Raw genomic sequence first — 7491 nt, 5'->3', positions numbered from 1 at the left:
TTGACGCCGTTGTACTCGTCGGTCGCGTTCAGCCGCTTCTTCGCGAACCGGATGACCGCGTTCTCCTTGAAGTCGTCGTCGTCGTTCTCACCCTGCTTCGCGAGGTGGATCGCCGTGTAGACCAGGAACGCGCCGAAGATGTAGAAGACCCAGGAGAACTGGTTGATCGCGGCCGCCCCGACCGCGATGAACACGCCGCGGAACACCAGCGCCAGGATGATCCCGATCAGCAGCGCGGTCTGCTGGTACTGCCGTGGCACCTGGAACCTGGCCATGATGATCAGGAAGATGAACAGGTTGTCGACGCTCAGGCTGTACTCGGTCAGCCAGCCGGCGAAGAACTCCCCGGCGTACTGCCCGCCGGAGAACCACCACACGCCGAGCCCGAAGACCGCCGCCAGCCCGATGTAGAACGCGATCGCGGTGGCCGACTCGCGGGTGGTCGGCTCGTGCGGCCGGCGGCCGATGATGAAGACGTCGAAGGCCAGCAGCGCAAGCAGCAGGCCGACGGTGATGTACCAGACATAGTCAGCAACGTGCACAGAGTCCTCCGGAGGTCAGACGAAACATCGACTCCGAAGGTCTCTTCCGCCTCACCGTGGGTAACCGGTGAGACCGGGGGCACCGGGCCGTGGGACGAACCCCGGCCGTGATGACGATGCCGCCGCGTGAGGAATACTCCCCTTCTCAGGAACCATTCTGACGGTCCGGCGGCCCAGATTCCAAATCCACACCCGGAGCCGTTCGTCACAACCAGATCAGGGAATAGTTGCAGCGCGTGATCTATTCACCCCCGATCAATTCTGCTCAGCGGAACTCAGCGGCGTGTTCCCGCGCCCAGACCGCGAACCGCAGCGGCGGACGCCCGAGCACCCGCTCGGCGACGTCGGTCCGGAACCAGCCACTCTCCTCCGTCCCCCGGCGGACGAAGTGCAGGATCGCCTCGACGGTCTCCGGCTCCCCCACGCCGAACATCTCCCTGGCCCGCGCCTCGTCGATCTCCTCGACGGTCACCGACGCCCCGATCGCCGCGCCGATCAGCCCCACCTGGTCGCGCAGCGTCAGCGGCTCCGAGCCCGTCAGCAGCGCGGAAACCTCGCGGGGATCGGTCCCGGACAGCGCCGCGAGCGCGACCTCCGCGATGTCGCGCTCGTGGATCGGCGCCGAGACCGACCCGGGATAGACGAGCCGGACAACCCGTTCGGACCTGATCGACCAGGCCCAGTTGCGGGCGTTGTTCGCCAGTACGAGCGGCCGGACCGCGACGAGCTCCGGGCCGCTGCCGGCCAACAGTTCCTCGGTCGTCCGGTGCTCGACGGTGATCGGGTTCGACGTTGCCCAGGGCACCAGAACGCTGCCCGAGGACAGCAGCACGACCCGCTCTACGCCGGCGGCCGACGCGGCCTTGCCGAAGTCGGCCGCGCCGCTGGGTTCGGCGTACAGGAAGACCTGGTCGACGCCGTCGAGGGCAGCAGGCAGGGTGTCCGGCTGCGTCAGGTCGGCCTGTACGACGTCGACACCCGGGGCGAAGTCGGCCTTTGCCAGGTCGCGAACCGAGGCGCGGACCGGCGTACCGGCGGCGAGCAGCCCGTCGACGACGTGGCGACCGACGGCTCCACGAGCACCGATGACAAGAGTGGTCATGCCGATCAGCCTGCTCGAATGCCGCCAGCAGCTACGCAAGATCGCCCCAAAGTGTTCTGATCTCGACAACCGGTGCCGCTGGGCCGTTGTTATCCGACAGGGCGCCGGTGGTGCGTCGCCGCTGCCTTCACCGTGCGCAGGACCGGCGTCAGGTTGACCTGCGAGACGCCCGACTGCCCGGCGATCTCCGTCGTCAGGTAGCGGTAGAGGCCGTCCGGCGAATGGCTGCCGATCGCGGCGTACAGCGAGGTCGACCCCGTGGTCGCCGCCACGAACGCGACCTCCTTGTGCCCAGCGAGGGCGCGGCCGGTCGCGTCGAGGCGATCCGGTGTGACGGCCAGCCGGAGGATCGCGCTCGCGGGCAGGCCCAGCAGCAACGTGTCCGCGTCGACGTCGAAGCTGACGACACCGCCCGCGACCAGCGCATGCAGCCGGCGGCGAACGGTGGGCCCGGACACGCCGCACGCCTTCGCCAGCTGCTCGATCGAGGCCCGGCCGTCGCTCCGCAACTCCTCGTAGAGCCGCCGATCAAGCTCATCGAGTACGACGGTGTCCGCCGGCGCCTGCGGCAGGTGCTGCTCGAGTGCGGCGACCTGCTCCGGGCGCAACGGTCCGGCCTTGGCGTACGGCGATCCCGCGCCGCCGTAGAAGACTTGCAGCACCTCGGCCGCCTCCACGTCGAGCACCTGCCGGGTCCGCGGCAGCACCTCGAGGAGCAGCGGCCCGACGTCGTCGCCGTACACCGTGGACTCAATCTCGGTGCCGCCCGCGCAGAGGTTCACCCAGCTGGTGTCGGACCGCCGGGCGAGTGCATGGGCGACCTCACTGGCGGCGCTCGGCACGGCGCGTACCCGGAGCAGCCACTGCACCTCCCGGGTCCGGCCGGGATGCATCAACGCCGTGACCCGCAACGCGCCGCTCGCGCGGAGTCGCGCGTACCGGCGCGCGACCGTCTGGTCGGACACGCCGAGCACCTCCCCCAGCCGGCGGAACGGAGCCCGCGCGTCGAGGTGCAGCGCGTGCAGCAGTCCCCGGTCGAGGTCGTCGTACGGGCCGGTGGTCACGTCACGCGGGACGCAGGCGGCGCGGGAGCTTGGCGACGATCGTCTCGTACGACGTGTCGACCAGCTCCAGGATCTCGTCGTCCGGGACCGCACCGCCAAGGCGCACGGTGTTCCACCCGGCGCGGCCGATGGAGGCCGGCCTTCGCCAGGCAGTACTTGCGCACGGCGTCCCCGGTCAGCCGGTCAGGCATGTGTGACGACCTCGACGTTGTTGGAGTCCGGGTCGCGCAGGAACACCGCGTAGTAGCCCGGGTGGTACTCGGGCCACTCCCGAGGCGCATGCAACACCTCGATCCCCTGCTCCTGCGCCGCGTGGTGCACGGCGTCCACCGTCGCCCGGTCCGGCGCCCCGAACGCGAGGTGGATCTCCCGCTGCGTCCCGCCGGTCGTCTGCGCCCCGAGCCAGAACTTCGGTACGCCGTCCGCGCCGGCCCAGCCGAGCACGTCCCCGAAGTCCATCGCCACACCGACCCCGAGCGGCCCGAGCACCAGCTCGTAGAACCGCCGGCTCGCCGCGAGGTCGTCGCACTGCAATGACAGGTGATCGAACACGGTACGCACACTAGTCCGCATCGGTTATAATCATTTTATGATTAATGCTAAAGAGACCACCGAAGTCCTGATCGTCGGCGGCGGGCTGACCGGCCTGGCGACCGCGGTCTTCCTCGGCGAGCTCGGAGTCCGCTCCCTCCTGGTCGACCGGCACGCCGGTGCCTCGATCCAGGGCCGGGCCCGGGGCATCAACCAGCGGACGATGGAGCTCTACCGGGCTGTCGGGCTCGAGGACGACATCCGTGCGGCGGGCCGGCCGTTCGCGGACGACTGGGGCGTGGCGCGCTGCGAGACACTCGCCGGTGAGTGGCACTGGCTGTTCGCCGACGACGCCCCGAAGGCGTGGCCGGAGCTGAGCCCGTCGGAGTTCTGCCAGGCCGACCAGAGTGCGATCGAGCCGATCCTGATCGCCGCCGGCCGCGCCCGGGGTACGACGTACCGCTTCGGCACGGAGCTGGTGTCCCTGACCCAGGACGACGAGCGGGCAACAGCCGTACTGCGCGATCTCGCGACCGGTACGACGTCCACGGTCGAAGCGCGGTACGTGGTGGCGGCCGACGGGCAACGCAGCCCGATCCGCGAGCGGCTCGGCATCCAGCGGATCGGGCCCGGCGTCGTCCAGCACTGCGCGAGCATCGTGTTCCGGGCGGACCTCGCGGCGTACGTCCCGCGCCGGGCGTTGTTCTGGATCATCGCGAACGACGCGGTAGGCGCCGGACTGGTGACCACCGCCGAGCCCGACCGGTGGAGTCTCAACGTCGCCTACGACCCGGCGGCCGGTCAGTCGCTCGAGGACTTCACGACCCAACGGGCGATCGCCGCAGTCCGCTCGGCGGTCGGCGTACCGGACCTGACCGTGGAAATCGAGGACGTGGCCGGCTGGCAGCAGACGATCGGCCTGGCGGACCGGTACCGCGACGGCCGCGTCTTCCTCGCCGGCGACGCGGCGCACACCTGGCCGCCGGCCGGCGCGATGGGCGCGAACACCGGCGTCCAGGACGGGCACAACCTCGCCTGGAAGCTGGCCGGTGTCCTCCGCGGCTGGGCCGGCACCGGGCTCCTCGACAGCTACGAGGTGGAGCGCCGTACCGTCGCCGCCGAGTTGTCGGACCTGATCGTGAACCGCCAGCTGAAGCGCGTCGGAGCGACGATCGAGGACGACACCACCGACGACCAGCTCTGGACGCTCGGCCAGCGCTACCGGTCCGACGCCGTCGCGAGCGCCGACCACACCACGGTTTTCGGCAACACCCTCGAACGGAGCGTCCGCGCCGGTTGCCGCGCGCCGCACGTCTGGATCGACGACCGGATCTCGACCCACGATCTCTTCGGTCGTGGCTACGTCCTCCTCGCTCCGACGGACCCGCAGCCCTGGCTGGACGCCATCCACTGGGTGCAGCCGAAGCTGCCGGTGGAGGCGTACCGGATCGGCGCTGAGCCCGCGTGGAGCAGCTACGGCCCGGCGCCGCGGGTGAGTTTGATCAGGCCCGACGGCTATGTCGCCTGGACGGGAACCGATCCGGACAACCTCGCCGACGCCGTGCCGTCGTTGCTGGCGCTCGACGAGTAGAGCGGACCCGATGGCAGGATGACGCCATGGCACGAGCAGCGAGCGACGACCGGCACGCGGCGGACGGCGAGCAGGACTCCGCCGTACGGCGGTCTCCGCTCGCGATGGCCGTGCTGGTACTGCTCACCGGACACCCGCAGCATCCGTACGGGCTGCGGCAACGGATCCGGGAGTGGCAGAAGGACCAGGTCGTCAACGTGACCCAGCCGAACGCGATCTACCAGACGATGAGCCGCCTCGAGCGCCACGGCCTGATCCAGGCGGTCGAGACCACCCGGGAAGAACGCCGTCCGGAACGGACCCTCTACCTGACCACTGATCGTGGGCGGCGGCTCTCCCAACGGTGGATCCGGGACCTGCTCAGTACGCCGGTCGACGAGTACCCGAGCTTCCCGGCCGCGCTGTCCTTCGCCTCGGCGCTACCGCACGACGAGCTGGTCGCCGCGCTGAGCGACCGCTTGGCGACCGCTGAGCGCAACCTGGCCGCCTTCGACGCCACCACCAGCGCCGGAATCGCCGCTGCCGAGCAGCCGCCGGCACTCCTGGATCTGGCCGATCACGAGTACCGGCGGGCAATGGCCGAGGCCGAACTCACCTGGCTGCGCGGATTCCTGGACCGAGTTACCTAGCGACCGCCTACTTCGCGCCGGCGTTGGTCATCTGGCGGAGCTCCTTCTTGAGCTCGGAGATCTCGTCGCGGTAGCGGGCGGCGACCTCGAACTGGAGCTCGGCGGCCGCGTTGTGCATCTGGTCGGTGAGCTGCTGGATCAGGTCGGCGAGGTCGGACGACGGCAGGCCGCCGGCCAGTTCCTTGGCCTTCTCCCCCGCCTTCTGCTTGCCGCCACCCGGCACCGGTGCCTTGCCGCGGGACTGGGTGCGGCCGGAGCCGAGCAGCTCGGCGGTGTCGGCGTCCTCGCGGGCCAGCATGTCGGTGATGTCCGCGATCTTCTTCCGCAGCGGCTGCGGGTCGACCCCGTGCTCCTCGTTGTACGCGATCTGTTTCGCGCGCCGCCGGTTCGTCTCGTCGATCGCCTGCTCCATCGACGGCGTGATCTTGTCGGCGTACATGAACACCTGACCCGACACGTTTCGCGCCGCGCGGCCGATGGTCTGGATCAGCGACCGGCCGGACCGCAGGAAGCCTTCCTTGTCGGCGTCCAGGATCGCGACCAGCGACACCTCCGGAAGGTCCAGGCCCTCCCGGAGCAGGTTGATGCCGACGAGTACGTCGTACTCGCCCATCCGCAGCTCGCGGAGCAGCTCGACGCGGCGCAGCGTGTCCACCTCGCTGTGCAGGTACCTGGTCCGGATGCCCATCTCCAGCAGGTAGTCGGTCAGGTCCTCGGACATCTTCTTGGTCAGCGTGGTGACCAGCACCCGCTCGTCGCGCTCGACCCGGAGCCGGATCTCGTGGATCAGGTCGTCGATCTGCCCCTTGGTCGGCTTCACGATCACCTCGGGGTCGACCAGGCCGGTCGGCCGGATGAGCTGCTCGACATACCCGTCGGACTTGTCCTGCTCGTACTGCCCCGGGGTCGCGGACAGGTAGACGGTCTGGCCGATGCGCTCCAGGAACTCCTCCCAGCGCAGCGGCCGGTTGTCCATCGCCGACGGCAGCCGGAACCCGTGCTCGACCAGCGTCCGCTTCCGGGACATGTCGCCCTCGTACATCCCGCCGATCTGCGGGACCGTCACGTGCGACTCGTCGATGACCAGCACGAAGTCCTCGGGAAAGTAGTCCAGCAGGCAGTGCGGCGCGGTGCCCGGCTCGCGGCCGTCGGTGTGCCGCGAGTAGTTCTCGATCCCGGAACAGGTGCCGATCTGGCGCATCATCTCGATGTCGTACGTCGTACGCATCCGCAGCCGCTGCGCCTCCAGCAGCTGCCCGTTGCGCTCGAGCTCCGCGAGCCGCTCCTCCAGCTCGGCCTCGATCGAGGTGATCGCCCGCTCCATCCGCTCCGGCGCGGTCACGTAGTGCGTGGCGGCGCCGATGTAGACCTCGTCCTCCTCGGACAGCACCTCGCCGGTGAGCGGGTGCAGTGTCATCACCCGCTCGATCTCGTCGCCGAAGAACTCCACCCGGACGGCGAGCTCCTGGTAGACCGGGAAGACCTCGAGCGTGTCGCCGCGGACCCGGAACGTGCCGCGGGTGCCGGCCAGGTCGTTGCGCGCGTACTGCACGCCGACCAGCTGGCGGAGCAGGCCGTCGCGGTCCATCTCGGTGCCCACCTTCACGTGGATCATCCGGTTCAGGTACTCGTCGGCGGAGCCCAGGCCGTAGATGCAGGAGACGGTGGCGACCACGACCACGTCGCGGCGGGTGAGCAGCGACCAGGTGGCGGAGTGCCGGAGCCGCTCCACCTCCTCGTTGATCGAGGAGTCCTTCTCGATGTAGGTGTCCGTCTGCGGGACATACGCCTCGGGCTGGTAGTAGTCGTAGTACGACACGAAGTACTCGACGGCGTTGTCCGGGAAGAACTGGCGCAACTCGTTCGCGAACTGAGCGGCGAGGGTCTTGTTCGGCTGCAGGATCAGCATCGGGCGCTGGATCCGCTCGGCCAGCCAGGCGATCGTCGCGGTCTTGCCCGTACCGGTCGCGCCCAGCAGCACGACGTCCTGCTCGCCGGCGTTGATCCGCCGCTCGAGGTCCGCGATCGCGGC

Annotated in this window: 7 protein-coding genes; 2 read left to right on the top strand and 5 right to left on the bottom strand. The window is 69.6% G+C overall.

The features are described 5' to 3' along the window. From VFF46_RS03880 to VFF46_RS03865, 4 genes are all read right to left on the bottom strand, one after another. On the bottom strand, positions 1-542 hold a 542-nt coding region (locus tag VFF46_RS03880; RefSeq protein ID WP_414673031.1), incomplete at its 3' end, for a TerC family protein. 265 nt (positions 543-807) lie between these two features. Beyond that, a complete protein-coding gene (locus VFF46_RS03875) occupies positions 808-1644 on the bottom strand; it encodes an SDR family oxidoreductase (protein WP_325035612.1) in 837 nt (278 codons plus the stop codon). Between the two features lie 89 nt (positions 1645-1733). Further along, positions 1734-2708, bottom strand: coding sequence for an Lrp/AsnC family transcriptional regulator (locus VFF46_RS03870; RefSeq protein WP_325035611.1), 975 nt, complete (start codon positions 2706-2708; stop codon positions 1734-1736). A 183-nt stretch (positions 2709-2891) separates the two neighbouring features. After that, a complete protein-coding gene (locus VFF46_RS03865) occupies positions 2892-3260 on the bottom strand; it encodes a VOC family protein (RefSeq protein WP_325035610.1) in 369 nt (122 codons plus the stop codon). 37 nt (positions 3261-3297) lie between these two features. Here VFF46_RS03865 and VFF46_RS03860 point away from each other — a divergent pair, with 37 nt between their 5' ends. Both VFF46_RS03860 and VFF46_RS03855 read left to right on the top strand, forming a co-directional pair. Continuing rightward, complete coding sequence (locus VFF46_RS03860) at positions 3298-4830, top strand: FAD-dependent monooxygenase (RefSeq protein ID WP_325035609.1); 1533 nt, start codon at positions 3298-3300, stop codon at positions 4828-4830. Between the two features lie 26 nt (positions 4831-4856). Beyond that, entirely contained in the window at positions 4857-5459 is a 603-nt protein-coding gene (locus tag VFF46_RS03855; protein WP_325035608.1) for a PadR family transcriptional regulator, read from the top strand. A 7-nt stretch (positions 5460-5466) separates the two neighbouring features. Here VFF46_RS03855 and uvrB read toward each other — a convergent pair. After that, positions 5467-7491, bottom strand: a 2025-nt coding sequence (uvrB, locus tag VFF46_RS03850) for an excinuclease ABC subunit UvrB (RefSeq protein ID WP_325035606.1), incomplete at its 5' end; no start/stop codon positions are given.

It is taken from the genome of Kribbella sp. (genome assembly GCF_035655035.1).
In the GTDB taxonomy this organism is placed as follows: domain Bacteria; phylum Actinomycetota; class Actinomycetes; order Propionibacteriales; family Kribbellaceae; genus Kribbella.
This window is presented reverse-complemented; position numbering and strand designations above follow the sequence as displayed.

Coding starts and splice junctions, on each gene's coding strand:
- VFF46_RS03875 (WP_325035612.1), bottom strand. CDS start 1,644: ATGACCACTCTTGTCATCGGTGCTCGTGGAGCCGTCGGTCGCCACGTC.
- VFF46_RS03860 (WP_325035609.1), top strand. CDS start 3,298: ATGATTAATGCTAAAGAGACCACCGAAGTCCTGATCGTCGGCGGCGGG.
- VFF46_RS03855 (WP_325035608.1), top strand. CDS start 4,857: ATGGCACGAGCAGCGAGCGACGACCGGCACGCGGCGGACGGCGAGCAG.